The organism is Trichlorobacter thiogenes, from assembly GCF_900167465.1.
Lineage (GTDB): Bacteria > Desulfobacterota > Desulfuromonadia > Geobacterales > Pseudopelobacteraceae > Trichlorobacter > Trichlorobacter thiogenes.
This window is the reverse complement of record NZ_FUWR01000030.1, coordinates 1-23,937: the sequence shown is the minus strand read 5'-3', so window position 1 is coordinate 23,937 and position 23,937 is coordinate 1. Positions and strand designations below refer to the sequence as shown.

General features: G+C 47.7%; 26 protein-coding genes. 8 read left to right on the top strand and 18 right to left on the bottom strand.

Annotated elements, in window-relative coordinates:
* A partial coding sequence (gene tnpA / locus B5D39_RS16010) for an IS200/IS605 family transposase (RefSeq protein WP_139366815.1) occupies nucleotides 1-235 on the bottom strand: 235 nt, incomplete at its 3' end.
* A 170-nt stretch (nucleotides 236-405) separates the two neighbouring features.
* On the opposite strand from tnpA, the gene B5D39_RS16005 reads away from it, so the two are divergent.
* Nucleotides 406-1,389, top strand: a complete 984-nt coding sequence (locus B5D39_RS16005) for a hypothetical protein (RefSeq protein ID WP_244161441.1) — start codon at nucleotides 406-408, stop codon at nucleotides 1,387-1,389.
* A 220-nt stretch (nucleotides 1,390-1,609) separates the two neighbouring features.
* Here the strand turns inward: B5D39_RS16005 and B5D39_RS16000 are convergent, their stop codons facing one another.
* From B5D39_RS16000 to B5D39_RS15965, 8 genes are all read right to left on the bottom strand, one after another.
* Nucleotides 1,610-1,930 (bottom strand): hypothetical protein, encoded by a 321-nt coding sequence (locus B5D39_RS16000; RefSeq protein WP_078791511.1) that lies wholly within the window; start codon nucleotides 1,928-1,930, stop codon nucleotides 1,610-1,612.
* On the bottom strand, nucleotides 1,927-2,874 hold the full coding sequence (locus tag B5D39_RS15995) for a class 1 fructose-bisphosphatase (RefSeq protein ID WP_078791510.1): 948 nt from the start codon (nucleotides 2,872-2,874) through the stop codon (nucleotides 1,927-1,929). Before B5D39_RS15995 ends, B5D39_RS16000 begins: the two co-directional genes overlap by 4 nt.
* A gap of 73 nt (nucleotides 2,875-2,947) precedes the next feature.
* Nucleotides 2,948-3,712: an ABC transporter permease gene (locus B5D39_RS15990; protein WP_244161440.1), complete on the bottom strand. Its 765-nt coding sequence runs from the start codon at nucleotides 3,710-3,712 to the stop codon at nucleotides 2,948-2,950.
* Between the two features lie 37 nt (nucleotides 3,713-3,749).
* Entirely contained in the window at nucleotides 3,750-4,538 is a 789-nt protein-coding gene (locus B5D39_RS15985) for a 3',5'-cyclic-nucleotide phosphodiesterase (RefSeq protein WP_078791508.1), read from the bottom strand.
* Between the two features lie 34 nt (nucleotides 4,539-4,572).
* A complete protein-coding gene (locus B5D39_RS15980; RefSeq protein WP_161947525.1) occupies nucleotides 4,573-5,229 on the bottom strand; it encodes a PilZ domain-containing protein in 657 nt (218 codons plus the stop codon).
* A gap of 72 nt (nucleotides 5,230-5,301) precedes the next feature.
* Nucleotides 5,302-6,114: a DNA-formamidopyrimidine glycosylase gene (mutM, locus tag B5D39_RS15975; RefSeq protein ID WP_078791506.1), complete on the bottom strand. Its 813-nt coding sequence runs from the start codon at nucleotides 6,112-6,114 to the stop codon at nucleotides 5,302-5,304.
* Nucleotides 6,114-8,204: a CHASE2 domain-containing protein gene (locus B5D39_RS15970; RefSeq protein WP_078791505.1), complete on the bottom strand. Its 2,091-nt coding sequence runs from the start codon at nucleotides 8,202-8,204 to the stop codon at nucleotides 6,114-6,116. Before B5D39_RS15970 ends, mutM begins: the two co-directional genes overlap by 1 nt.
* A gap of 11 nt (nucleotides 8,205-8,215) precedes the next feature.
* Nucleotides 8,216-9,262, bottom strand: coding sequence for a FecR domain-containing protein (locus tag B5D39_RS15965; protein ID WP_078791504.1), 1,047 nt, complete (start codon nucleotides 9,260-9,262; stop codon nucleotides 8,216-8,218).
* A 211-nt stretch (nucleotides 9,263-9,473) separates the two neighbouring features.
* Here B5D39_RS15965 and B5D39_RS15960 point away from each other — a divergent pair, with 211 nt between their 5' ends.
* From B5D39_RS15960 to B5D39_RS15940, 5 genes are all read left to right on the top strand, one after another.
* On the top strand, nucleotides 9,474-11,789 hold the full coding sequence (locus B5D39_RS15960) for a GspE/PulE family protein (protein WP_078791503.1): 2,316 nt from the start codon (nucleotides 9,474-9,476) through the stop codon (nucleotides 11,787-11,789).
* A gap of 21 nt (nucleotides 11,790-11,810) precedes the next feature.
* Entirely contained in the window at nucleotides 11,811-11,915 is a 105-nt protein-coding gene (locus B5D39_RS15955; RefSeq protein ID WP_078791502.1) for an RCKP-type rubredoxin-like domain-containing protein, read from the top strand.
* 280 nt (nucleotides 11,916-12,195) lie between these two features.
* Nucleotides 12,196-13,752, top strand: a complete 1,557-nt coding sequence (locus B5D39_RS15950) for a bacteriohemerythrin (RefSeq protein ID WP_078791501.1) — start codon at nucleotides 12,196-12,198, stop codon at nucleotides 13,750-13,752.
* Between the two features lie 120 nt (nucleotides 13,753-13,872).
* Nucleotides 13,873-14,310: a bacteriohemerythrin gene (locus B5D39_RS15945; protein ID WP_244161439.1), complete on the top strand. Its 438-nt coding sequence runs from the start codon at nucleotides 13,873-13,875 to the stop codon at nucleotides 14,308-14,310.
* A gap of 38 nt (nucleotides 14,311-14,348) precedes the next feature.
* Entirely contained in the window at nucleotides 14,349-15,452 is a 1,104-nt protein-coding gene (locus B5D39_RS15940) for an oxygen-binding di-iron domain-containing protein (protein ID WP_078791499.1), read from the top strand.
* A gap of 1 nt (nucleotide 15,453) precedes the next feature.
* Here B5D39_RS15940 and B5D39_RS15935 read toward each other — a convergent pair whose 3' ends face one another.
* The 9 genes from B5D39_RS15935 to B5D39_RS15895 all read right to left on the bottom strand — a co-directional run bounded on the left by B5D39_RS15935 (nucleotide 15,454) and on the right by B5D39_RS15895 (nucleotide 22,521).
* Entirely contained in the window at nucleotides 15,454-15,720 is a 267-nt protein-coding gene (locus B5D39_RS15935; RefSeq protein WP_078791498.1) for a hypothetical protein, read from the bottom strand.
* 52 nt (nucleotides 15,721-15,772) lie between these two features.
* Nucleotides 15,773-16,576: an AmmeMemoRadiSam system protein B gene (gene amrB / locus B5D39_RS15930; RefSeq protein ID WP_078791497.1), complete on the bottom strand. Its 804-nt coding sequence runs from the start codon at nucleotides 16,574-16,576 to the stop codon at nucleotides 15,773-15,775.
* Complete coding sequence (gene scpB / locus B5D39_RS15925; RefSeq protein WP_078791496.1) at nucleotides 16,573-17,160, bottom strand: SMC-Scp complex subunit ScpB; 588 nt, start codon at nucleotides 17,158-17,160, stop codon at nucleotides 16,573-16,575. Before scpB ends, amrB begins: the two co-directional genes overlap by 4 nt.
* The gene (locus B5D39_RS15920) at nucleotides 17,141-17,965 is read right to left on the bottom strand and encodes a segregation and condensation protein A (protein ID WP_078791495.1); all 825 of its coding nucleotides are present in this window, start codon (nucleotides 17,963-17,965) and stop codon (nucleotides 17,141-17,143) included. The genes scpB and B5D39_RS15920 overlap by 20 nt, the downstream gene beginning before the upstream one ends.
* A 2-nt stretch (nucleotides 17,966-17,967) precedes the next feature.
* Nucleotides 17,968-18,954, bottom strand: a complete 987-nt coding sequence (gene trpS, locus B5D39_RS15915; protein WP_078791494.1) for a tryptophan--tRNA ligase — start codon at nucleotides 18,952-18,954, stop codon at nucleotides 17,968-17,970.
* Nucleotides 18,955-18,980: 26 nt separating this feature from the next.
* Complete coding sequence (locus tag B5D39_RS15910) at nucleotides 18,981-19,682, bottom strand: site-2 protease family protein (RefSeq protein ID WP_078791493.1); 702 nt, start codon at nucleotides 19,680-19,682, stop codon at nucleotides 18,981-18,983.
* A 131-nt stretch (nucleotides 19,683-19,813) separates the two neighbouring features.
* Complete coding sequence (gene glnA / locus B5D39_RS15905) at nucleotides 19,814-21,226, bottom strand: type I glutamate--ammonia ligase (protein ID WP_078791491.1); 1,413 nt, start codon at nucleotides 21,224-21,226, stop codon at nucleotides 19,814-19,816.
* A 30-nt stretch (nucleotides 21,227-21,256) separates the two neighbouring features.
* Nucleotides 21,257-21,595, bottom strand: a complete 339-nt coding sequence (locus tag B5D39_RS15900) for a P-II family nitrogen regulator (protein WP_078791489.1) — start codon at nucleotides 21,593-21,595, stop codon at nucleotides 21,257-21,259.
* Nucleotides 21,596-21,801: 206 nt separating this feature from the next.
* Nucleotides 21,802-22,521, bottom strand: a complete 720-nt coding sequence (locus tag B5D39_RS15895) for a PilZ domain-containing protein (protein ID WP_078791487.1) — start codon at nucleotides 22,519-22,521, stop codon at nucleotides 21,802-21,804.
* A gap of 149 nt (nucleotides 22,522-22,670) precedes the next feature.
* Between B5D39_RS15895 and B5D39_RS15890 the strand changes: the two genes are divergently transcribed.
* Entirely contained in the window at nucleotides 22,671-23,480 is an 810-nt protein-coding gene (locus B5D39_RS15890) for a M23 family metallopeptidase (protein WP_139366813.1), read from the top strand.
* Nucleotides 23,480-23,937 (top strand): class II aldolase/adducin head domain-containing protein (locus B5D39_RS17245; RefSeq protein ID WP_483028305.1); only part of this gene is annotated, 458 nt, incomplete at its 3' end. The genes B5D39_RS15890 and B5D39_RS17245, both read left to right, overlap by 1 nt.

Here is a 23,937-nt window from a genome sequence, read left to right as displayed (position 1 = left end):
CTATCACCATCGAAACACTGTACTTCGGTGGAATACTCAACACCAGATGGATGTGGTCAGGCATGGCATGACCCTCGATAAGTTCAACTTCCTTCTGCCGACATAACTGACGGATGATTTTGCCAACTTCTCCTCGAAGCCTGCCGTAAAGAACCTTCTTACGGTATTTCGGCACGATCACAACATGATATTTGCACTCCCATTTTACATGGGCTAAACTTTGCCACTCTCGCATGGCAGTTCCTCCTGTTGATTGCCTTTAGGGGCTTTCCTCAGGAGGAACTATCGCTGGAACGGCAGAGCCTTTTCAAGTCTCACCGGCAGAGCCGGTGGTTTACTGAAAACCTTCAATTATCCCACGCTGCACTACTTCTGGTGGTCTGTGTTATCTGCGCCGCCTTCAATATGCGTATTTTTCAGGGTCTGGACGATATGATGGGCAATGACTACTGGGTTGTTGATACCACCCAGGGCGACCATGGCTGGTATGCCATGGGTCTGCTGCCACACCTTAAGACCGTTCCCAAGGATGTTGTCAGGGCTGCCAATACCGACGCAACTATAAAAGACAAGTTTATCATCTACGCTCAGAGTGGCGACTTTGCCGGTAACTCGGTCTATGGCATCTGCTTTGGTATCCCCTTGATCATGTACCTGATCTGGTTTGCCTTTATCATAGGATTTCCTGATCGTGTTGACCCGTATCTGCTACCCCGAAGAATTTTTACCCTGGCTGTTATAATTGCCTGTTCCGTTATCGTTAACCTCTTCCTGATGCGTATTGCCGCTGACTTTATCCGTGACCCGATGGCACGTATTGCCAACATCGCAGGTAACCACTCTTCCCTGTTGTTCCATAACGCTGGGATCTGGTTTGCCATTTTATTCTCTGCACTGGGCACCCACAATCACTCCTACAATGAAGCCCCTGCCCCTGATAGCCGTAACTGGCAGACACAGGCGTCAGAAAAATTCAACTGGCTCTTTACCCTGCTTGCTTTTGTTACGGTACTTGAAGTTGCCTTGGTCAAGAACAAGCTTGCCCTGCCGGATGCAGCGGTTGATTACTCCGTCTGGATCATTTGGGTTGTTATCTTCATGCGTATGTTCGGCTTCTCCCCTAAATACTGGGTTAAGCGGGTTCCCGGCATTGCCATCATGGTTGTTGGTACATTGTTGACCCTGCCTGTTTTCTACCTGCTTGAGCGGGTAACCGGTACCCTTGGCGCCGGGTTTGCTTCACCTATTCTTGCCAAGGCACTGGGCGCTGAGAACCAGAATATCGGACTCTCGTTGATGATTTCTATCTACCTTGTGTTCTGGATGGAGTTTGCCGCTGCCATCCGTATGAACGGCCCAGTGAAAAAAGCGGTAATTGAGAAGGCCTAAAGGCACGTTTTCCGCCATGAAAACGGAAAGGCCCCGGCGTGGGAACCGGGGCCTTTCGTATATCAACAACTTACGTCTTATCAACTACCCCGCCACAACCCTATTGTTATGTAAATTGCAAGGTAAACTTGAATGGATTACTATTTACTTTGCCAGTTTAATCGTCGTTTTAAACCGTGTACAGCGTACTATAAGTGGCAGTTATTGTAGATGGATATATCTACCACTCCTCGTCCAGCCCTGTGCGATCTCTACCATCAAAGTCATCGGATTCAGCATCATCGTCCTCAAACTCTTCAGAATTGAACAGGTCGTCTTCATCTTGATCATCATCGTTGCCCAGATGCCATACAGGACGATCTTCAGGCTCTGCTGCAGCCTCAAAACGGGCCAGCATCTCAGGGTCAGTGCAAAAACGGTCATCTTTGAAGTGGCATTTTTCAAGTTCACAGAGATCAAAGAGCTGTATTTCACTACAGAGACGACGGGGGAGTTCTTTGACCTCTGTTTGATTTTCTAATAGTTCTTCTACGCCTCTCACGCACAAACTCCGTTCAAAAATTCTGTGGCCTTTGCCACATCTTCCTTACAGCCGATATAGATTGGTGCCCGTTGATCAAGCCCTTCAGGAACCATGTCAAGGATAGGCATACAGCCATTGGTGGCAGCACCACCAGCCTGTTCAATCAGGTATGCCATGGGATTCAGTTCAAACAGGAGCCGTAGTTTACCATTGGGGGAATCGGTAAGGGCCGGATACATGAAGATACCTTTACCCTTCATCAAAATCTGGTTAATGTCCGGTACAAACCCACCTGAATAGCGCAGTTTAGAACCTTTATCTTCCAGGTAGCGGATATAAGCTTCATTTTCTGGAGTGTACTTTTTGCGCAGACCACCAGGTGAGTAGATATCACCCGAAGGCTTCATCTGAACTTTCTCGCGGGTCAGGGTAAATTCCATCAGATGGTTCATGGTAAACTCGTAAACCCCTTTACCCACTGAGTAGACCATTGATACCCGTGGACCATACAGGATGTACATGGCTCCAACCATATTGCGGCCCGGTTGCAGCAGGTTGTCTCCCTGATAAATACCAACAATGGTTCCTACGGCGAGGTTCACATCCACCAGCGAAGAACCATCCAACGGATCATAGGCAACTGAAAACATCCCTAAAGGATTACTGGTTACCTGAAAGATTTCATCCATCTCTTCAGAAGCAATATTGCAGACAACACCGGAGTACATCAGCCGCTTGCGCAGGATTCGGTCAGACAAGACATCCAAAGCCAGCTGTTCTTCACCATACAGGTTAGAGGTACCGGCAACACCTAGATCACCGGTGCGAACAGCGTTAATCACATATTTGCTGGCTTCAGCAATCTCACACAGCAGGTGTACCAGGTTACCACTGATATTCTGCTCACGCAGATGGCGACGAAAGTCGGTTTGAAATTTGGTGCTTCCGGGCTCCTTGCCCATAAGTCAGTCCTCCTGATCAAGGTAGTGTTAGATATCAATAGATAGTACAGGACCTGCCTGATTTCAAGGGGAATCAGGCAATCGCCATCAGTGATGCAAGATACGTTATCAGACCATCCAGTGCAAAAACCGAAAAGAGGCTGGAGATTACAGCCCTAGTTGCCGCCTGGGGGATTTCGGTGGCACTGGTGCCCACCGACATACCGGCATTGCAGCAGATAAGCGGAATGATAAAGCCAAAAGCCATTGCTTTTGCCGTTAGCACCGCTACTTCGCGCAGCCCAAGCGAAGCAACAATTCCCTGAATAAACTGGTCATAGGGGATATGATGACCAAAGGAAACAATCAAAAAACCACCAACAAATGAGGTTAAAACAAAATAGATGGTAAGAAATACAACTGATGCAGCAACCCCGACAACACGGGGCAGCAACAGGTAGCGTTCAGGATGAATCCCCAGGCGTTCCAGTGCCATTATTTCACCATTAATCTTCATTGAGCCCAGTTCTGCGGCAATGGCAGTGCCGCTACGGGCAATCACAATCATGGCAGTCAGCAGTGGACCAAGTTCAAGAAAAACCACCCAGACCAGCACTTTACCGGTTAACGAGCCATTTCCCCCACCGACCAGACCAATGACCTGACTGACAATAACGGTTCCAAGAATAACAGCCACTAAAACAATGATTTTAGCCGCCTCAAGTCCGGTGAAGTAGAGTTGTTTAAGCAAAACTGTGCGAATGGCCGGATTTCCCAGAGAGGGCGGACTAACCAGTGAAACCATCGTCTGCAGGATCAGCCGGGTAATAACAACAAAAAACTGTCCCCTGCGGAGCATAAACGCTCCTACACGTTCAGGGAAAGTGGCGACCAATTCAGATGTCATAAATAGTGCCATCCCGTAGTAACTCAACCTGTCGGATTCCCATTTGTGCTATTTCACTCTTGATCTGCTCATAATACTGCGGCTTGGGATGGGTGATCAGAATTCTTTTGGGCAGAACTGCAATCTTGGTCAACTCTTTTTCAAGCAATGAACAACAAAGGTGCTGAGTCAAGAGTGCCAATGGTTCCTGGCTATTGGGAAACGATACCTCAACGATCAAGGCATCAGCTCCAGAGGCATAGCTCCAGATTTCTTCGGTAGGTCCGGTGTCACCGGTGTAGACCAGTCGGCGTCCGGCATGTTCCACACAATAGCCAACTGCAGGAACAGTATGATGCACCGTTATTGCCGTCAGGGTATAACCATTAAGACAACGTGGTTCTTCAGGTTTGTCGCAAAGCAGCACCGGCACCAGAGGTTCTATAGTGTTGAAGCGGAGTACTGGTTCTTCAGGTGTTGGCAGGCAGGTAAAATCAGGCCAGATCAGCCCGTTAAACAGGTGATTCCGTAGCGCATCAATGACTGACTGAGGGGCATAGACATCAACCAGATGGCGCAGATTTTTCACAATAATATTGTCGGCCAGGGCCGGGATACTACGGATATGATCCAGGTGGGCATGGGTGATAAAGATATTTTTGATAGACCACTGTTCCTCTTCAGTCAACACAGAACCGATAGTACCGGCATCAAGTAGCAGTGAGTCATCAATAAGAAAGGCTGGAGGCCTGAAATCAGGAAATTCTGCTCCGGCACTTCCAAGGATACGCAGCTTCATTGCTCAACCTCCCTGTTCATACGCTGATACTGCATTACAGAAACTGCTCTTTTAATTGCCGGATTATTTCAACCTGACGACAGTAAATATACTGCGAAATAACCTTATCTGCATTCTTATCCGGTTCAAAACAGAAGGTATGGACAAAACCATCATCATTTTTTACCGATTTTATCAGAGTCGCTGGCAGCAGCAATTCAGTTCCTTGAACAGAAAGCTGCAAGATACCACTGTCTGAAATACCTGTTGGAGCAGCCTGTTGATTATATATCGCAATCCCGGAAACCGAGATATCATCAGCACGACCTGACAAAGACTGTGTTTCAGCGGTGTAGGTGGCTGACACAAAACCTTCAATGCTAACCCGTACAGCACCACGTCGTTCTGCACGGATAGAGGCGTAGGCAAAACGTCCCAATACTGCAAAACAGTTCTTTACATTTACATATTCAACAAAACAATGAACCCCCAACCCCTGGGGGAACAGGGCACTGGTAAGTAACACCTGTTTTTGTAAACCGAGTACAACTGCTTGTGCCTGATGGGCTGTAACCTCTATACAATCAGCATCAGTAGTTTCGATCTTTGCCGCATAACTGATTGGCACTTCATGATAATAGTTCAATAATTTAAGATCATTTTTAAGACGTCCCGCCTTTATCTCGCGCAGGATTTGCAGGATAGCCTCCAAATCCTGTTTACCGTCTTTTATGCTTACGATCTGGAACGTCTCTCGCACAGCCCCCCCGTACAAACTACACTGTTAAAGCGATTGACAGATAGGACAAAAGTGGGTTCCCCGCTGACCAAGCCGTTCTTTAACCACCAGGGTGCCACAATCACTGCATGGCTTGCCTCCCCGGCCATAGACAGCTACCGGGAACGAGCCAGCCTCAAAAACACCATCAATATTGGCCCCTTTTGCCCTAACGGCCTGGGTTATCACGCCATGCAAGGCATCATACAAGCGATTGGTCTCTTCAGTTGTTAGATCAGATGACAGCTTCAATGGATGCAACTTGGCCCGAAACAATGTCTCGTCAGCATAAATATTACCGACACCTGCCACAAATGACTGATCCAACAGCAATGGCTTTAACTGCCTACGCAAACCATCTAAACGGTCCAGAAACGGCTTCCGCTGTATCAATAACGCATCAGGCCCCAGTTTTTCAGTAACCTCACAAGGATCTTCTACCAGCCAAACCCGGCCAAAGGCACGGGGATCATCAAATCGAAGGGCAAAACCTTGATCAAGCAACACTACAAATCTTGTATGGCGATCTTCAGCCAGCTGCTGCGGCACCAGAAACAGGCGACCAGTCATACGCAGATGCAGGGCTACCCAGCTCTGCTTTGTGGAATGAGGATCTTGAAATTTAAAGAACAGATACTTGCCATGGCGCAAAACATCGCTACAGACAGTGCCAGTAAGGGTCTCGGCAATTGAACGTGCATCTCCGTCCACAACTGAATTGCGTAGAATGCGAACCGAACAGACCTGCCTTCCAATCAATGAAGGAGTGCTGGTAGTCAGGCATTGTAAAACAGACTCAACCTCTGGCAGCTCAGGCATTATTTGCTCTTGGCCGTATAGACACCATCCCAGTCAGCTGGCGGGGGTGTTTCAAGATAATCTGCACAACGACTGCTGTAGAGCCTTGAAGGACCATCAGAATAATCAGACACCAACTGATCAAAAATCAGTTGTGCTTCTGTAAACTGTTGCGAACGGTATTTTTCAAGTCCCTCTTCAAAACGTGGCAACAGGTCAAGGTTGGTAATCATCAGTTCATACATCACAATCGGCAGGTGTTTACCCTTGACCCGCACCCGATCCACTTCACGGAAGGTAAAACCACCACCGGTTACCTGCTTGTGGGTATCTTCGCTGACCAGGATGTGGGATCCGTAGTACTTGTTAAGTCCTTCCAGACGGGAGGCCAGGTTAACTGAATCTCCAATAGCGGTATAATCAAACCGGATATCTGCCCCCATATTTCCGACAACTGCGGGCCCGGTGTTGATGCCTACTCCGATATCCAGCGTATGCATACCTCGTTCTGCAAAACCAACATTCAGCCGCTTTAACTCTTCAAGCATTTTAACAGCAGCTGTACAGGCATGTTCTGCATGCCCAGGAACATCAAGCGGGGCATTAAAAATCGCCATAACAGCATCGCCAATAAACTTGTCCAGGGTGCCCTTTTCTTCCAGTACAATTCTGGTCATGGGAGACAGATACTCATTCAAAAGCGTTACCAGCTCTGGAGGAGTCAGACTTTCTGAGACTGTTGTAAACCCACGGATATCAGAAAACAGGATTGAAATTTCACGCTGTTCCCCACCTAACACCAACTTATCAGGGTTCTTTTCAATCTCCCGCACCAGATCAGGTGAAACATAGTTGGAAAACGCCTTTTTCAGCTGACGTCCTTTTTTTTCAACCACCAGATTACGCCATGACTCGCTCCCCAGGTAGGTCAAGCCAAGTCCTAACAGCGGATAGATGACGGTCATATCCCGCAACCCCAGGGTAAAACCGAAATAGTTTATTGTCAGAAACAGCCCTGTTGTTCCTGCAAATGCCGCAAGACCGGCAAAGGTGCCGGGCATAAAGGCCAACACAAGTCCAAGAAGGATCGGTAACAGCAGGATGCAGAGCATCTCATACGTCTGGGTAATACCATCGTATTTGAGGAAGCGGCGATCAAGTGCATTGGCAGCAACCGTAGCGTGAAGCTCAACACCTGGCTGCAGTGCATCAAACGGCGTGGGGCGGATATCATAGATACCGATCTCAGTAGCCCCGACAAAGGCCATTGCACCTTTTAGCTCATCCTTTTTTAATCTTTTTTTGACCACATCTACTGCAGAAATGGTTCTAAAGGAACGGGCTGGACCATAGTAATTCAGTGCCATGGTCCCATCCTCTTGTGAAGGCACCCGCAACGAACCGATCTGCAGGCTGTCAATACCGTAGGACTTTACCTCCAGTACGATGTCGCTGCCGAGATAGTGTCGCAGGGCATTCATGGCGAGTGAGGGGTAGATATCACCATTATAGAGCAAAAGCAGGATTGAGCGCCGATAGAGACCATCACCATCAGACTTGGCATTAAAAAAGCCAAAATCCAGTGCCTTGGAACCTAGTTGTGGAAGATTAATATCAATATTTGCATACTGAGTTAATGGAATTGACTGAACGCCCTCGGCAACCTTCATTAACTTAACCGTGGCTCGTTCCATCTGGGCAACGGCTGCCGGATCAACAGCCTGTTCTTCTTCACGGAAGAAGTACCCCATGACCACATTGCCTGACCTGGCAATTGAACTGGCTAATGCAGCATCTGCAGCCGAAGATTGTGGTTCTGAAAAAACAATATCTAGGGCCGTGACCTTGGTGCCGTAGTAAGTCAGATTTTCAATCAGCTTCCCGGTTACCTCGCGAGACCAGGGCCAGCGTCCAAGTTCCTTAATGCTGGCATGGTCAATGGCCACCACCACCACATCCTTGTGCGGCGCAATCGGTCCCCGAACACGAAAACGGGCATCCTTCATCCGATAATCAAGCTGCTGTAATGCCTGAGGAGCCTGACGGTACCCCACCGAGGTAAGAATCGCCGCAATGATACCAAAGGCAACGAAAACAATTCGTTTTCTCATGTAAATAGGCCCTATTTACCAATGCCGTTCAGCAAGGTCTCAGCATTGCTGCGATGGGTCCCCTGGGGATACATCTTTAGATATTGCTCAAAGCGAAGCTTGGCCTGCTCATTAAAGCCCATCTCGGTGAGAGTCTGGGCAGCATTGAACAGGGCAAACTCAGCCTGGGGCAGCTTGGGGTATTCCTCCAGTACCAGCAGGTACTCTGCCAGGGCAAGCTCCGGGTTGGAAAGGAAACGGGCATACACCGCACCCCGTTCCATATGGGCATCAGCCCGTACGGTTTCCACCTTGGTCAGGTCCAGCGCAATCTGGAACACATTCAAGGCTTCCTGATATTTACCACTGTCAGCCAGATAGTGACCATGATTGATATTCCAACGGGCGCAGATATCAACAATCTTGCCTGAGTCAGTCCATTCTTTGGGAGGTTCTGCAGCAGTCACACCATCAAAGATCCCTTTTGCCTCAGCCAGTGGTGTGCCCTGATCAACCTTTACCGGTTCACCCGGAGGCAGACCACGGGTATTCTGAACATAGGTTGCTGAGGTCAGTGGCTGCTGCCCTGATTTGCCATCACCGGAAACCGCTACGGTTCCTTCATTACCGAAAAATACGTTAGCCTGACCTTGTGAAAGCATCAGAAACTCAGTCCCCTTAATACCGGCTACTGCAGTACCACTCTTAACCGTCATGCCACTCTGCCTGCCCCCAAATTTTACTACCGAGGCACGCAATTTACCTCCAGCCAGGTTAAAAGTCCCTTCACGCTTGTTCTTGGTTAGCAGAAAACTGGTCACCTCAAACTCGGTGTTGTTTGCAAGGGTAAAGGTACTTTTATCATTCAATGTCAGTTCAACCCAACCTTTAGGGCCGGTCTTGATCCAGGTGCCTGTGGCAATGGCAGTACCTTTTGCCACAGGGGTATAGGGCACACCTGCCTTTACCCGCATATAGGCCTGACCAGTCAGTCCGGTAATTTTTCCAACCGGAGCCGCAAGAGCCAGAACCGGCATAAACACAGCGGCAACAAGTAGAATCAACAACAGTTTTTTCATGGGAGACCTCCTGAAAAATTTCGGTTCTATGTCGATGGAGTAGTAGATACTATCCGTTATTTCCTGGCGATTGTAGCAGCATTTCAGCATGAGTCAAACATTGGCAATCAAAAATCCCGTATCAATCCACTTGAGTATCAGCCGGTATCTGCTATTCTTACTTCATTAAGGTGCAGTAAGGATAATCTAACCTAAGTTTGGAGCACTAACCATGGACCAATCTCCAGCGCCTGATATGAGCCTGCTTAAGCAGCAGCTTGAGTACCGCAAGCGGCTGATGGACAAGATCAACGAGATCCATTCTGCTGACAACCTCAATACTATTCTGCTCCATATAAAAGATAGTATTGCAGCCCTGTTTACTGCCCAACGAATTACCATCTATCTGGCTGATGCCAAGCGTAATCTGCTTATTTCAAAGGTTCTGTCCGGTTCGGAGGTTAAGCAGATTGTTGTTCCGATCTCTGACACCAGCCTGGCTGGCTACTGTGCACTTTCAGGAACCGTGCTGAATATCAAGAACGCCTATGATGAGCATGAGCTGAAAATGATCAGCTCAAATCTGAAATTCGACAACACCTGGGATCAAAAGACCGGTTTCATCACCAAGCAGGCCCTCTGCGTGCCGATGAAGTTCCAACGCACCCTGATCGGGGTGATCCAGATCATTAACAAACAGAACGGCGCCCCCTTTGATGACACAGACATCACCTACGCACTGGAACTGGGCACCTCACTTTCAATCGCCATTCACAACATCTACCGGTTGCAGGTAACCACCAAGATTATCCGCCAACGCAGCCGCTACAACTACCTGCTGGACCGCAACCTGCTGGATGAAAAATCAATTGAAAAGGCATCTGTCCACCCTGACGTTGTTAAATTTGGCCTTGATGCTGTGTTGATGCGGGAATACAAGGTCCCCAGAGAAGAGATGGCCAAGGCCTTGTCGCTCTTTTTCGGCACTGAATTTATTAAGTATGAACCTGCAGCCCCTCCCATGGAAGAAGAGCTGTTAAAACGGATCAAACCAGACCGTTTGATGAAAGAATGGTGGGTTCCATATAAAATTGAAAACAGCGTACTGTATATCATTATGGATGACCCCACTGATCTTGGGCGTCAGGACATGATCAAATTCATCTATCCGGAGTACAAACGGATCAGTTACGTGGGGGCCTTCAGGGATGATATCCAGAGTTATATCGGCTTGTTCTACAATCGAGGCTCTTCAATGGCCTCAGGTGGCAGCATTGATGAACTGATTAATAAACTGGACTCTACTGATGAGCCGGAAATCGAGCAGGAATCATCAAAGGTTTCCGAACAGGACAGCGTCATAGTCCAACTGGTCAACAAAATTATCATTGATGCGGTTCAGGGTAAGGTCTCAGATATCCATATTGAACCCTACCCCGGCAAAGAGGATGTGATTGTCCGCACCCGGATCGATGGACGCTGCAAGGTGTACCAACGGATTCCCTACAAATACAAATATGCCATCCCGTCGCGGATCAAGATCATGTGTGGACTTGACATCTCTGAGCGCCGTAAGCCTCAGGATGGTAAAATTGATTTTAAAAAATTCGGCCCGTTAAATGTTGAACTACGGGTAGCCACCGTCCCCACTGCCGGCCAGCTTGAAGATGTGGTCATGCGGGTACTGGCCTCAGGCGAGGCTGCCCTGCCCTATGACAAACTGGGCCTCACTGAACGCAACAATAAAGTCCTGCTTGAATGCATCAACCAACCCTATGGTCTGGTACTGGTTGTTGGCCCCACCGGTTCAGGTAAGACCACCACTCTGCATTCAGCCATTTCCGTCATTAACACACCAGAAACAAAGATCTGGACAGCAGAAGACCCGGTGGAGATCACCCAACGCGGCCTGCGTCAGGTACAGGTTCATCCCAAGATCGGCTTTACCTTTGCCGCTGCCCTGCGCTCCTTCCTGCGGGCTGACCCTGATGTGATCATGGTGGGCGAAATGCGGGATCAGGAAACCGCCGAGATTGGCATTGAATCATCGCTGACCGGCCACTTGGTTTTCTCAACCCTGCACACCAACTCTGCCCCAGAAACCGTTACCCGTCTGCTTGATATGGAGCTAGACCCGTTCTCCTTCTCTGATGCCATTCTCTGTATCCTGGCCCAGCGTCTCTGCCGCCGTCTCTGTGACTGCAAACAGGAATACCAACCAGACCGAAAAGAGCTGGAAGATATAATTTTGGAGTATGGCGTGGAAGATTTTAAAAAAACCGGTATCAATCCAGCCACCATCAAGCTCCACAAGGCGGTTGGCTGTGCAAAGTGTGGTGATTCCGGCTATAAAGGGCGCCTGGGTATCCATGAGCTACTCAAAGGCACAGATGAGATGAAGACCTTGATCAAACGTAAATCAGAGATTGAAGCGATACGTAAGCAGGCTATCAATGACGGTATGACCACCCTGAAGCAGGATGGTATTTTAAAATGTTTTCAAGGCCTTACAGATCTAAAAGAGGTTCGCAAGGTCTGCATAAAATAACAACAAGGAGGTGATATAGCAATGGCAACCTGGAAATGTGCCTGCGGCTTTAGCAAAGAAGGCCGCTGCAAACCACAAAAATGCGAGAAATGCGGGGAAAAAGGGAAGTTTGCAAAAGTTGAATAAAACCATCCAGTAAGATTTCAGGTGTTTGCAGATGCAAACACCTGAAATCTTGTCATATTTATACCGCCTTAACAATCCGCCCGAATGCCGTTTCACCTGTATATATCTTGCTTTGTTTTTAATCACCGCCCGCCATTAATTAACCACAATTAATCCAACAACTTATAATATCAGCTGAACTATTTTTCCTGTTTGACTCTCGTTCAGTAATGTGTAAACTCACGCCAATCAAGGCATTAGGTACTGCTTTACGCTAACAACACAGAGATGGGGCCAGTTGATGCACAACAATGACAAATTACTTGAAATCAGTAAGCTTGTCTTTGAGCTGACCATGGTTGGCAGCACTGACAATGATCTGGATGTTCTTTTGGAACAACTTTTCGGAGTGCTTCAAAAACTGCCGACACTGCGGATCCAGTCAAAAGGTGCCATTCTGATGTTTAGCCCACGCAGTAAACCGGTGCGGGTGGCCCAGTATGGCCTTAAGCCTTTTTGGGCAACCGATGAAGAGCATGATGAGTTGCATGACTTCAACCATCCTTTTAACGACCAGGCCACACTCGCAACCATCACCCCAAAGGCAACCGCCTATGGACAGCATCAGCCAAACCTTCAGCAAGTCTGTATTCTGCCACTCTATGCCAACCAGCAGCCTCTGGGGCAAGTACTGCTTTTTTCAGCCCCCAATTGGGTTCCTACAAATAATGAACTTGAATTTCTGACTGACCTTTCCCATGCACTATCCAGCATCGTCAGTAGATTTCTACTTAACGCCACCCTGAGGTTACGGGAAATTGAGCTTGAAGATGCGCGCACCGAGGCGATCCGCCGCTTAGGTACTGCATCAGAATACCGCGACAATGAAACCGGCATGCATGTCATGCGCATGACCAATATTGCCGGTGCCATTGCCAAGGCCATGGGACTTGGCGATGAACAGCGTGAAATCCTGTATATTACCGCTCCGATGCATGATGTGGGTAAGATTGGTATAGCAGACGCAATACTGCTTAAACCTGAACGCCTGACGTCTGATGAATTTGACATCATGAAAACCCACACTGAGATTGGTGGTCGCCTACTTAAAGGTTCAGATGCTCTGATCGCAACGGCACGTGATATTGCGCTGTGTCACCATGAAAACTGGGATGGTAGTGGCTATCCACAGGGGATCAAGACGACTGAAATTCCAATACTGGCCAGGATCTGTTCAATTGCCGATGTATTTGATGCCCTAATGTCCAACCGCCCCTATAAAGATGCCTGGACACTGGAAAAGACCGTTCAGTACATCAAGACCGAATCTGGAAAGAAATTTGATCCTGCTGCAGTTACTGCCTTTGAAAAGGCCCTGCCTGAAATCCTTAGAATTCGTGAATTATATCGTGAAGATGTTATTGATCCTGCAGAGATTGTAAATCTACCGGAACTCCCCGTACGCAAAACCCGCTGGATTTGCTGGGACGAGTCATTAAGCGTTGGTATTGCAGTAATTGATGAACATCATCGCTACCTCTTTGATCTGGTTAATGATTTGATTGATGTAGTGGCCAACAAGATGGGTGCCCGTGAACTGGGACGGGTTCTAAAAGCCTTGGGACAATATGCACAAATACATTTTCAAGCCGAAGAACGAATGATGCAGCAGTACAACTATCCACGGCTGGATATCCAGATCACACAACACCAACATTTTTTAACACGAATGAGAGAATTTAACGAAGAATTGCACCAGAATCCGCTGATTGCCCAGTTTGAGATTCTTGTCTATCTGCGTGACTGGCTGGTCGCCCACATCAGGGATGAAGACACGCAACTTTGTGCCCTGGTATAGCAAGCAACAACAAAACGCATTGATTAAACTAAAAAAACATCATGTTCTGTCGTATTTTGTAACACAAACGTTGGTTGCAATATTCTGATATTTAATTAAATTGATTATTACAAACTAATCATGGGGTGTTTACAAATGGCGATCAGCTGGCGAACTGAACTTGAAATTGGGGTTACTGAAATAGACGAACAGCATAAACATTTGGTGGAATCCTTTAATGTTTTTCTGCGTGCCTGTCGTGACGGCAAAGGAAGCTCTGAACTGCTCAGATTAATGGAATTCCTTGATGAATATGTCATCAAGCATTTTAACGCAGAAGAAAAACTTCAGATTAAACTGGCTTACCCTGACCACGAATCCCACCGGTTACAGCACCTCGGTTTTATTAAAAGGATACAAGAGCTGAAAAATCAGCTTATCCCCGAAGTCCCACCTGAGATTAATCAGGTAATTTCAACCAACAGTATGTTGCTTGACTGGCTGGTAAAACATATTTCCGGTTCTGACAAGCAGTTTGGCAGATACCTGGAAGAGGTCGGGTACAGCACAAGTAACTGAACACACAATCATCACACATGCATAGGGAGCCAAACGAAATGGATAATCTTATCAACCTTGATCAGGCCAGCGAACTTGCACCAGGTGTCTACTGGGTAGGTGCCGGCACCAAAACCTTTTTAAGCCGCAACAGTTTTCTGCGTATTTTTAAAGGCAACGGCACTACCGGAACCCTGCTGATCGATCCCGGTCCTACCAATGACCTTGACAGCCTGTCTCAAAAAGTTTCAGCAGTATTGCCAGGAGGTCTTGCAAAGATCAACCTTGCCTTTATCAACCACCAGGACCCAGATGTGCTGGGTGTCCTGCCTACCCTGACCAAGCTGAATCAGAATCTTACGGTTATTGCCACTGAAGACACCTGGCGACTGGCAAATCTGAACGGCATGTCGCAAACCCCTTTCCGTGCGGTTGACAAGGTCCAGGGGCAACGGGTGGTGTTGCCTACAGGTCATAAGCTCCAATTCATCCCTACCCCGTTCTGTCACTTCCGCGGGGCCTGCATGATTTATGACCTCGAATCCCGTATCCTGTTCACCGGTGACCTGTTCGGCGGTATTGCTGCATCAGGCCTGCATGCCACAGAATCCAACTGGGCAGGTATCAAGGCGTTTCATCAGCTCTACATGCCCAGTAACGAGGCGATCCGGCTGGCAATAAATAAAATCCGTGCCCTTGACCCTGCCCCGCTGGCACTGATGCCCCAACACGGCGGACTGATCAAGGGAGAGTTAATTGAGCTCTTTATGAATCGTATGGAAGAACTACAGGTAGGGCTTGATATCATCTCATCACTCAGTGAAAAAATGCCTGCCCTGATTGCAGGACTGAATGAGATTATGGGTGAGGTCAGAAACATCCTTGGAGCAGATGAAGTCCATAGAATCATGGGATTCTTCAAGCCTGACGGCACCTATCCAGCCATGTTTACCCTGGGAGATGATGAGCAGGTCAAGGATATCAAAGGCGAGCCTGTTGAGGCAGTTGAGGCGCTGTTACGTATCTTCCTTAAATTTTCCACTGAAAAGCAGAAGGAACTTCTTTGCCCTAAAATCCTGCAGATCCTGTTACAGCGGGGGCTGCCACCCTTTGATTTCTTGCTTACTAGAGATGATCAGCCAATGGACCTAAGCATAGAGTAGATTATTTTTGTTCTGTTTCTACACCACAGTATTTACATGCATTCAGCTTCCAAGGATACACACCACCGCACGAAGGACATTTGCGAAAATATCCGGGGATCTCAGCCGTCGGCTTTTGAAACCAGATAATTAAAACAAAAAACGGAAATGGCGCTGACAAGAGCCCCCATACCAGGGGGTTCTTTCCTCTGGTATGGGCCAACCAGCCCCCCAAAACCCCAGGCACCCCAAAAAATGCAATCACAAAAAGATATTCTGAAAACCCCATAGTAATAAGCCTCCTGACTCCTAGAGCAGAACTCCTGAAAATATGAAACCAATTAGAAAACAGTCACTGCTGCATAGGCTACTACCTGGTTATAATCACCTGACACCTCACCGCTGGTTGTGTAGTCAACCAGATTTGCACTGGTAGCCCCCAGCGCCTTGGCTGCAACCAGCATGACTGCGGCTGGGATTACCCCGCACATGGTAATCCGGTTACTGCGACAGACCTGTACAAGGCCTTGAGGATCAAGAGCCAAGGCACGTTCAAGCGCCAAGTCATCCTTTTGTTTCGCGCTTTCCGCAGACTCGTAATGGGTCATGTCAGAACTGGCCAGAATCAGCACCGGTTCTCCAAATTCTCTAATGGCAGCTGCAATGCCGTTTCCCACAAGTTCACAACCGGCATAATCACCAAAAGCCAGGCAGAGCGGCACAATAGTAACATCAGGACGCAGATACTGCAGAAACGGCAGCTGTACTTCAAGCGAATGTTCACGAAGGTGGGCAGCAGCATCTTCCTGAATGGCTGGCACCTGCTGCTGAATCAAGCCAGCCAATCGTTTTTCAATCGGCACGACTCCTAAGGGTGTTTGCCATCCAGCTTCTGGTGAAAGAGCAGCCAAGCAGCCAGTACCATGATGGTTGGGGCCAAGAATGATGACGGTGCGAGGTATGGAAATGCCAGCCAGCAGTTTTCCTGCTGTGCTGCCAGAATAGATATACCCGGCATGGGGCGAGATCACGCCAATAGCCTGTTGTTTAAGGCTGGTCTCAGGGATAAGCTGCTGCAGTTCCTGACGCAACGCCTGTTCTGTGCCAGGATAAAACTGACCTGCTACTGCCGGTTGCCGGATCATGGTTCTCCTCTCTGCTCTCCCCCCAGAGGCAACTCTTCCTGAACCTCAAAAATCGGTACTTCATCCAGAGACTGGATTTCACGCAGGGTGGGCAGACCTTTCAGGTCCTTCAGGTTAAAGACTTCAAGAAATTCACGAGTGGTGCCGTAGATGATAGGTCTGCCAGGAATATCCTTTTTCCCCAGTATCTTAACCAGCTTTTTTTCAAGTAATGTCTTAAGTACAGCGCCGGTATCAACACCTCGCAGGTATTCAATCTCCTGCCGGGTTATCGGCTGGCGATAGGCTACAATGGCAAGGGTTTCAAGGGCTGATTGAGAGAAGCGGGCTGGCCTGCCTTTCACCATCCGGGAAAGATAGGGCATTAACTCTGGTACGGTACGCAGTTGCCAGCCTCCAGCAACCTCCACCAGATGCACACCCGCCCCGCGCTGTTCATAATCATCCCGCAGCTCCTGCACTGCCAGTCGAACCGAGGCACGTTCATAATCAGGCAGTAGCTCGGTTAAGCGGTCTAATGTCATTGGACCGTCAGAAACGAACAATAACCCTTCAATTATGGCATTAAGCGAAGGGAAGTGCATCTGAAGCTCCATCATTGTCAGTTGCTGCTACTGATGGGAAGATATGGATAGCTCCATAACGACTGTTTTGTATTACTTTCAGCAACTTAATTCTGCATAGCTCAAGTAGCGCTAAAAAAGTAACAATCATACGTTCCCTGCTCATATCATCCAGAAACAGAGACTCAAACTCCATTGATTCATGGCCGTCCAATCGGGAAAGGATTTCATTGATGGCATCAACAATACTTAAGGTATCCTGCCCGGCCACTTCATGGGCACGGGCTGTAGGTATTCTGGCTAACAGCTGGTTAAAGGCCTCTGATAGTTCAAACAGATCCAACTCAATCGGGCCATCATCAGCAGGTACGAAACCTTCCAGGCAGCATCCATCGGCACAGGGACGGGCAAAGACTTCACGGCCAAGCAGCTCCCGCGCTCCCAGCTCCAATCCTGCATCACGGTAACGCTGATACTCTATCAGGCGACGCACCAGCTCTGCCCGTGGGTCTTCCTGCTCCTCCCCCTCTCCTTCTTCAGGTTCAGGCAACGGCAACAACATGCGCGACTTGATCTGGAGCAAGGTTGAAGCCATGACCAGAAAATCGCCGGCCAGATCAAGGTTCAGCTCTTTCATCAATTTGAGATAATCAAGGTACTGGCGGGTAATCAGGGAGATCGGGATGTCATAGATATCCACCTCATTCTTGCGAATCAGGTGAAGCAGCAGATCAAGGGGGCCTTCAAAGGCATCCAGCTTGATGCTGTAGCCCTGATCAGCCCCCTCGAAAAGTGATGTTGGTATTGTCTCAGCCGCTTGCGGCATGGTTATACCCGTAATGCAGCCCGCACTTCAAGCATGGTCTCGCTGGCAACCTTGGCAGCCTTACGGCTGCCTTCCGCCAGTAGGTCATCAACAAAAGAGGCGTCTTGGGCGATCTCTTCACGACGTGCCCTGCAGGGTGCCAGACGCTCGTTAAGACACTGGGTCAGAATCTTTTTGCAGTCAACACAGCCGATTTCAGCGTTTTTGCAGGCTGGAATGATTTCATCCAGCTTATCCTGAGGAACATAAATCCGGTGCAGGTTGAACGCCACGCACTGTTCAGGATCGCCTGGATCAGCACGGCGGATACGCTGGGTGTCAGTAACCATCCCTTTGATCTTGGCAGCGGTTTCCTCGGCCGTCTCCGACAGGTAGATCGAGTTATTGTAGGATTTACTCATCTTGCGGCCATCAAGACCAAGTAGTTTGGGGGTTTCAGTCAGCAGCGCCTCTGGCTCAGGAAAGACCTGACAGTTATAGAGATGATTAAAGCGCCGGGCGATTTCACGGGTTATTTCCAGATGGGGCAGCTGATCATGGCCGACCGGTACACGGGTGGATTTATAAAGGATGATATCAGCAGCCATCAGGACCGGGTACCCCAGGAAGCCAAAAGTGGAAAGATCGCGCTGTTCGATATTATCCAGCATCTCTTTGTAGGTCGGGTTGCGCTCAAGCCAAGAAACTGGGGTAATCATCCCAAGAATCAGATTCAGCTCAGCATGCTGAGCAACCTGACTCTGCTCAAAGATTATGCATTTATTCGGATCAAGGCCAAAAGCGATCCAGTCCAGCACCATCTCACGGGCAGAACCTTTAATACCTGAGGTTTCGGCATACTCTGTGGTAAGCGAGTGCCAGTCAGCAACAAAGAAGAAGCAGTCAAACTGCTCCTGAATCTTGATCCAGTTTTCAAGTACCCCATGATAGTGACCGATATGAAGACGTCCAGTAGGACGCATACCACTGACAACACGTTGTTTTTGCATCTCCAACAAACTCCTTTGGTGCTAATTTATATACCCAACATTAAGCTTCCACGTGACCCAATAAGTAAACTTGTTCCTATAGTTATAATTGGCTGGATGAGTATTTGAAAAAAATCAAAACCCAATCGAGGAAAAACAAAAACAAACAAAAAAAGTATAATAAATCCATAACGCTCCAATCCAGCAAGAGCAACAGATTGTCTATGTGGCAGCAGGCCAACAAGAATACGACCGCCATCTAGCGGAGGAATTGGAAACATATTGAATACGGCCAAAAGGAGGTTAATATGAACAGAATATGTCAGCATCAATATAATTGGCTTAACAAACATAGCCTGGGCTAAACCAAGTGTTGGTAAGGAAGAAAAAAGAAAAATAGCTCTAAGGACTAAAGCCGAAACAACAGCAATAAAAATATTGGTTAATGGCCCAGCAGCTGCCACCCACACCATATCTCGTTTGGGGTTGCGAAGATTCTCAAGCACTACCGGTACCGGTTTAGCCCACCCAAACAATATACCAACATGCGATATAATTAACAAAATAGGAACAATAATAGTCCCCATCAAATCAATGTGACTTATTGGGTTAAGGGTTAATCTACCAAGCATTCGAGCTGTTGGATCACCAAAATGCCAAGCAACATATCCATGAGCAACTTCGTGACAGACTACAGCAAACATTATTGGAACAAAAATTATAGAAATTGTGACTAAAACCTGATCCATATATGTCCTCTGAAAATATTAGAATGTAAACTTCTAACAGATGCTACAGGTTTAGTCAATCAAGCCCCGGCATTGATAAAAAAAGGGCGGGATTGCTCCCGCCCTTCTGGACATCTGATACACAACGTCGATTAAATATCGTAGTACAGAGCAAACTCAAGTGGAACCGGACGCATACGAACCGGGTTAACTTCAGCTTCCATCTTGTACTCAATCCACTTCTCGATAACGTCAGGAGTAAAGACGTCACCTTTCAGCAGGAACTCATGGTCAGCCTCAAGGCACTTGAGGGCTTCATCAAGGCTACCTGGAGCAGATGGAATGTCTTTCAGTTCTTCAGGGGACAGACCGTAGATATCCTTGTCAAGTGGCTGACCCGGATCAATCTTGTTCTCAATACCATCAAGACCTGCCATCAGCATGGCTGCAAAGGCAAGGTAGCCGTTACATGATGGGTCAGGAGTCCGATATTCAACCCGCTTTGCCTTGGGGTTGGTGGACATCATCGGAATACGCAGAGAAGCTGAACGGTTGCGGCTTGAATACGCCATGTTCACAGGAGCTTCAAAGCCGGGTACCAGACGCTTATAAGAGTTGGTGGTCGGGTTGGTGATGGCGCACAGAGCCTTGGCGTGCTTAATGATACCGCCAATGTACCAGAGAGCCATCTGGGACAGCCCGCCGTATTTATCACCGGCAAACAGGTTCTGTCCGTCTTTCCAGATGGATTGGTGGCAGTGCATACCGGAACCGTTATCACCATACAGTGGCTTGGGCATAAAGGTTACGGTCTTACCGTTACGATACGCAACATTCTTTATAACATACTTGAACCATTGAAGCTGATCAGCCATATCAACCAGTGAAGAGAAACGCATATCGATCTCAGCCTGGCCGCCGGTGGCAACTTCGTGGTGCTGACACTCAACCCGGATACCAACCTTCTGCAGCTCCTGAACCATTTCATTCCGCAGATCATTCTGGGAATCAACAGGCGAACAGGGGAAGTAACCTTCCTTATGACGTGGCTTATAACCCAGGTTAGGGAACTCTTCACGACCTGTGTTCCAGGCACCTTCCACAGAGTCAACCATATAGAAAGCCTGGTTGGAAGTTGAATCATAACGGACTTCATCAAAGATAAAGAACTCTGCCTCAGGACCGAAGAAAGCAGTGTCGCCAATACCGGTTGACTTCAGGTAAGCCTCTGCCTTACGGGCAATATTACGAGGATCGCGGGTGTAATCTTCCTTGGTAATTGGATCAAAAATGTTACAGATCAAGGAAAGGGTTGGAACAGCAATAAAGGGATCCATTTTAGCGGAGGTTGGGTCCGGCAACAGAATCATGTCGGATGCGTGAATTGGCTGCCAACCACGGATTGAGGAACCATCAAAGCCTTGACCTTCCTCAAAAGTATCCTCATCAAACTCGGTAATAGGCACAGAGACATGCTGCCACGTACCCACAAAATCCATAAACTTGTAATCAACCATCAATGCGCCATTTTCTTTGGCAAATTCAACTACCTGCTTCGGTGTCATCAAACTTCTCCTTTCGCTTGAATAAATAATCTACAGCGCATCTTCTCCGGTTTCACCAGTTCTGATTCTTACAACAGCCTCAACCGGTGTCACAAAAATCTTACCATCACCTATCCTGCCAGTTTTTGCTGCTTTTTCAATAGCTTCCACTACTTTTGGGAGGATAGCGTCACTGACAATGATCTCAAGTTTAATCTTTGGGATAAAATCAACAACGTACTCAGCTCCACGGTAAAGTTCGGTGTGGCCTTTCTGGCGCCCAAACCCCTTTACCTCGCTTATGGTAATCCCCTGAATACCTATCTCGTTCAGCGCCTCTTTAACTTCATCCAGCTTGAACGGCTTGATGATTGCTTCTACTTTTTTCACAGTCACCCTCCCTTCTCAGCAGTTAATTCTCATCTAACTTTTTATGATTATGCAAGCACATTGCCAAACCACATCAAGCCCATAACTACCTATAATCAAAAACTTTACACAAGAACCTAAACAAGAACAAAAACAAAATGCGCTCAATAATTAGGCAGTCACGTCAAATGCTGCACAAAAAACAATCAACCATTTTCTGCAGGGAGTCAGGATGCTAACTCTTTAAGCTCTCTGATGATCTCTACCTGTCTCTGATTAATATAATATGCGAGGGCTTGTTGAGAGTGCCGATCTGAATGAAACTCCAGGATACAGGTATAATCAGGAGCAGTGCCCAGTAAGCGGATTATCGTACAGGCTGCACCAATTTCACGTAAGGATGATTCATCTTGCGTTTCCAGCTTAAGGATTAGGTTAACCTCTTTACCCGGCTCAATACCAGTAGGATCTTTTACCTGAAGGGCAACACCGCCAAGGGAGATATCTATGACTGATGCAGGCACTATATCGTTATCAAGGTACATATCAACATCTGCACGATGTCCATCAAGACAAACTCTTACAAATCTACGCAGATCAGAACGGATTTTGGCGTAATGAAAACGGGTAAGGATAGCCTTTTTGCGAGCCGTATTGACATAAAATACTTCACCAACAAGATCATCAGGAACAGGACTTTTGGCATGGGCCCTGATGAGTGCCTTCTTTTCAAGAGCTATAACTTTGGCTTGATATTCATGAACTTCAAATTCAGCCATTTCATTTTCTACGGAAATCAGACGAGCATCGTATGAAACGGGAATCTCTTTATAATAGTTTAAAAATGAAAAAGTCTGCCCCACCATCCCCTTCAGGAACTGAATAATAACGAGGCCATCCTCATGTTCGGTGCCACGGATTACCTTATCATAATAGGTAAAAAACACTCATTACATCCTTGAAAATGAAGTTGATCGGCGAGAACGTTGGAATTGCTTTGTATTCTGGAAAGCAGTATAAATAACGAAGAACGGTTTTTATTAACAGAAAAGTGCTGCTATCACAAGCACGAATAGCAGTTGCGATACGGACACCAATGAATCGACAGAACACCGCCCATAGCATCCTGATTTGCTTGATGCTTACAGCTTGCACTCTCCTGCCCTTAGAAACGGCTCAGGCTGATATCTATCGTTTTGTCACCATCGACGGTGTTGAAAGCTTTACGGACAGCCCTTTGCAAAAAGATGCACAGATTGTGGTGAAAGATTCTGTTAAAAGTCCGCGAAAAAAATCTGCCCGGGCCCTTTCAAAAGAAACGAACCAAACTCCTGCCCCATCTTTAAAGGAAATTATTGAAAAAACCGTCCAGGCCCAGATTAATCCGGAGCAAAACAAACCTGCGGAAGTTGAGGCGTTACTGCCGGTAAACGGTACTATTACGTCAGGAGTTGGTGTACGCGTTGACCCTATTGATGGTCAATTACGTCATCACAACGGTATTGATATTGCCGTGCCCGAGGGGACTCCAGTCCACTCCGTTGCGGCAGGTGTTGTCGTATATGCCGGGCTACGTTCCGGTTATGGCTGGGCAGTACTGGTCGAGCATGATAATGGCATGATCACCCTCTGCGGCCACAATAGCAAACTAATGGTAACGCAAGGGCAGACGGTTAAGAAAGGCGAAACTATAGCCCTTGCTGGCAGTACCGGTCGTTCTACCGGCCCCCATGTTCACTTTGAGGCGTGGCAGTCTGGAAACAATATTACCGCAGCCTTTATGCCTGGCAGCAGCATGAAAATAGCTTCAGTTTCAAACCTGTCGAGACAACGGGTCCATTTCAGAAAAGAAGTGCTATCAGATGGTTCTCTGTTGATTACAAACATCCCCACTTCAATACCGTAATGCACTGCCAACTAGAGCACTATATACAACTGCTGCTTGATGAGCAGAGTGTCAAGACCGGCCAAATTGCCATCAGTTCCCAGAATGATGCCATTTACAGTTGTGGCAATCAGGCGCTTACCTCGCTTGCACATGATATTTTACAGAGACTTGACTGTGCTGCTGTTATTGTAGCAGAGCCTTTGCAGCCCTTTCCTGCCTTTCTTTTACATCGATCAAAACCTGATGCAGGCCCACTGGTACCAAGAGATTCTGAATCCCGCTCATCACTGCATGATATTCCCCTGATTCGTCACAACCACGACCGAGCGGAGCTGTTAAACAACATCTGTGCCGCTCTGAGCAAACGGAAAGGGTGTATTGCTGAAGGGATCGGTATAATCAGCCAAGGACCTCTTACGGTTGAACAGGCCTATATCGCATGGTCTTCGTTGTCGCATGCCACTACAATTAAATA

Excerpts from the sequence above, each read along its gene's own strand:
- B5D39_RS16005 (WP_244161441.1), top strand. The coding sequence starts at position 406 with ATGCGTATTTTTCAGGGTCTGGACGATATGATGGGCAATGACTACTGG.
- B5D39_RS15995 (WP_078791510.1), bottom strand. The coding sequence starts at position 2,874 with ATGGGCAAGGAGCCCGGAAGCACCAAATTTCAAACCGACTTTCGTCGC.
- B5D39_RS15990 (WP_244161440.1), bottom strand. The coding sequence starts at position 3,712 with ATGCTCCGCAGGGGACAGTTTTTTGTTGTTATTACCCGGCTGATCCTG.
- B5D39_RS15985 (WP_078791508.1), bottom strand. The coding sequence starts at position 4,538 with ATGAAGCTGCGTATCCTTGGAAGTGCCGGAGCAGAATTTCCTGATTTC.
- mutM (WP_078791506.1), bottom strand. The coding sequence starts at position 6,114 with ATGCCTGAGCTGCCAGAGGTTGAGTCTGTTTTACAATGCCTGACTACC.
- B5D39_RS15970 (WP_078791505.1), bottom strand. The coding sequence starts at position 8,204 with ATGAGAAAACGAATTGTTTTCGTTGCCTTTGGTATCATTGCGGCGATT.
- B5D39_RS15965 (WP_078791504.1), bottom strand. The coding sequence starts at position 9,262 with ATGAAAAAACTGTTGTTGATTCTACTTGTTGCCGCTGTGTTTATGCCG.
- B5D39_RS15960 (WP_078791503.1), top strand. The coding sequence starts at position 9,474 with ATGGACCAATCTCCAGCGCCTGATATGAGCCTGCTTAAGCAGCAGCTT.
- B5D39_RS15955 (WP_078791502.1), top strand. The coding sequence starts at position 11,811 with ATGGCAACCTGGAAATGTGCCTGCGGCTTTAGCAAAGAAGGCCGCTGC.
- B5D39_RS15950 (WP_078791501.1), top strand. The coding sequence starts at position 12,196 with ATGCACAACAATGACAAATTACTTGAAATCAGTAAGCTTGTCTTTGAG.
- B5D39_RS15945 (WP_244161439.1), top strand. The coding sequence starts at position 13,873 with ATGGGGTGTTTACAAATGGCGATCAGCTGGCGAACTGAACTTGAAATT.
- B5D39_RS15940 (WP_078791499.1), top strand. The coding sequence starts at position 14,349 with ATGGATAATCTTATCAACCTTGATCAGGCCAGCGAACTTGCACCAGGT.
- B5D39_RS15935 (WP_078791498.1), bottom strand. The coding sequence starts at position 15,720 with ATGGGGTTTTCAGAATATCTTTTTGTGATTGCATTTTTTGGGGTGCCT.
- amrB (WP_078791497.1), bottom strand. The coding sequence starts at position 16,576 with ATGATCCGGCAACCGGCAGTAGCAGGTCAGTTTTATCCTGGCACAGAA.
- scpB (WP_078791496.1), bottom strand. The coding sequence starts at position 17,160 with ATGCACTTCCCTTCGCTTAATGCCATAATTGAAGGGTTATTGTTCGTT.
- B5D39_RS15920 (WP_078791495.1), bottom strand. The coding sequence starts at position 17,965 with ATGCCGCAAGCGGCTGAGACAATACCAACATCACTTTTCGAGGGGGCT.
- trpS (WP_078791494.1), bottom strand. The coding sequence starts at position 18,954 with ATGCAAAAACAACGTGTTGTCAGTGGTATGCGTCCTACTGGACGTCTT.
- B5D39_RS15910 (WP_078791493.1), bottom strand. The coding sequence starts at position 19,682 with ATGGATCAGGTTTTAGTCACAATTTCTATAATTTTTGTTCCAATAATG.
- glnA (WP_078791491.1), bottom strand. The coding sequence starts at position 21,226 with ATGACACCGAAGCAGGTAGTTGAATTTGCCAAAGAAAATGGCGCATTG.
- B5D39_RS15890 (WP_139366813.1), top strand. The coding sequence starts at position 22,671 with ATGAATCGACAGAACACCGCCCATAGCATCCTGATTTGCTTGATGCTT.